The sequence below is a fragment of the Mesorhizobium sp. M2A.F.Ca.ET.039.01.1.1 genome (assembly GCF_003998035.1).
GTDB lineage: Bacteria > Pseudomonadota > Alphaproteobacteria > Rhizobiales > Rhizobiaceae > Mesorhizobium.
Genome location: NZ_RZRY01001078.1, coordinates 1 through 1591, shown reverse-complemented (window position 1 = coordinate 1591; position 1591 = coordinate 1). Strand labels below are relative to the sequence as shown.

At 65.0% G+C, this 1591-nt stretch carries 2 protein-coding genes and 1 pseudogene; 2 read left to right on the top strand and 1 reads right to left on the bottom strand.

Translation table 11 applies throughout. The features are described from left to right. Positions 1–212: hypothetical protein (locus tag EOA24_RS42605; protein ID WP_210213649.1), on the bottom strand; the 212-nt coding region annotated here is incomplete at its 3' end. Positions 213–314: 102 nt separating this feature from the next. Here EOA24_RS42605 and EOA24_RS37390 point away from each other — a divergent pair. After that, positions 315–1091 (top strand): PAN domain-containing protein, encoded by a 777-nt coding sequence (locus EOA24_RS37390; protein WP_145992575.1) that lies wholly within the window; start codon positions 315–317, stop codon positions 1089–1091. Between the two features lie 237 nt (positions 1092–1328). Next, positions 1329–1591: pseudogene (locus EOA24_RS37385) on the top strand (hypothetical protein); the annotation flags it as partial.

The window sequence follows — 1591 nt, the reverse complement described above, 5'->3', positions numbered from 1 at the left end:
GTCTGAGTCAACAAGCGCTTAATGGATTCGACTGCCATGCTTAACCTGACGATGGCGATGTCTGTCGCCTGTTGCCGCGAGCCAGCGCAATGATCGTCCAGATCTGGCGTTCCCGCATGCCCCATTTGGGGGATGCGGCCGGGGCCAAAATAGTGCCTACGAGGGTAAGCCCGCCCCTTGACGCCTTGCCAGGGCGTTTCGGGCCTGCTCATCTCCGCTAGCTTCGATCCGAATAGACGGATATTGGCCAGGCACGTCGGCTCAATGAAGCCGCCGCGGGGTCAAGGGGAACGAAACGCATCGAGGGGGGAAACTTGTCCGGCTATCCTGTTTTTCGCGGAAGCGCCTGTCTCTTGGCCGGGACCTTCGCCGCGTTCCTGTCGGCCGCGGTTCCCTCCGCGAACGGGCAGTCAACCACGGAGCTCTTCGACTATCCCGGGACAGGCTTGAAGGGAACGGTCTCCGCGCAGCCCGCGGTCACTTTGCAGGAATGCCGCTTGCTCTGTTCCTCGCGTTCGGGATGCTTCGGCTTCGACTGGTCCGGTGCGATGTGCCGGCTCTTCGCCAGCGTGGACTCTGCCTACGACAGCCCGGCGTCCACGGCAGGAACACGAAACCTGGTTCCCGGCTACCGTCCGCCCTCGAACCCTCCCGCGCGGCCGGTGGCCGTGGCCCCCCAGGCCGAACCCGCCTTGCCCGATGCGCCGGAGGCCAGCGGCCGCAGGGTGAGCTACCGGACCATTCCCGGCGACCCGAGGCCCATAGCGTGGGTCTATATCAACGTATGCGCTGGAGCATCCGTGGACGCGACGTCGCTGCGCAGGTCGGTCAACGATTTCGTATTCGAGCCGCTGCGGCTCATCCCGGGCCAGATCGAGAGGTTCGACCGGGACACCACGCCGCAGTGCGCAAGCGTGCCCAAGGCCATCGGCTATGCCGCGCCAGACGCGGACGGGTGGAGGATAGCGGCGGCCCTCAAGGAAATGAGCCCGCTCCTGCGCCCATTGGGGATAGGAACGCGCGCGGACGGCAAGCTGCCGGCCGGGGACCCGGACCGTTACCGCATCGATATATGGCTCAGCCATCGATAGAAGCTTGGAAAACCCGAACTGAGGCGTCCGCATGCGTTCCCTTCTGATTCCGCTTGCCCTGGCCGCCGCCTGCCGGGCCGCGCACGCCGGCGAAATTTCGAGCGCCTATCCGGCCTCGATCCGGAGACTGCGTGCCGGTCATCTCGGAGGAGGGCGACTGGGAGAGCCTCGTCTGCTCAGGCTATCGCGGCTATCCGGTGCTGATTGACCTCGGCGATGACCGAGAATCCGTGTACTATGGCTTTGCCACCGACGACATGGCCGTCTACGAGAGTTTTTCGGCCTTCAACTCCTCGGGGACCCAGGGTCGAGTGGCGCATCGAGACCACCGACGGCGTTGCTGTTCCCTTTGCCGCCATTCACTCCCACTCGGTGTCCAACCCCGACAGTGACGGCAAGCCGATCGAGGTTCTGGTCGTCGCCAAGGTCGCCCAGCCGAAAAAGCATGAGGGCTGCACGGTCGGGCTGGTGCTCGCGGCCGGCAACGCACAGGCGAACGA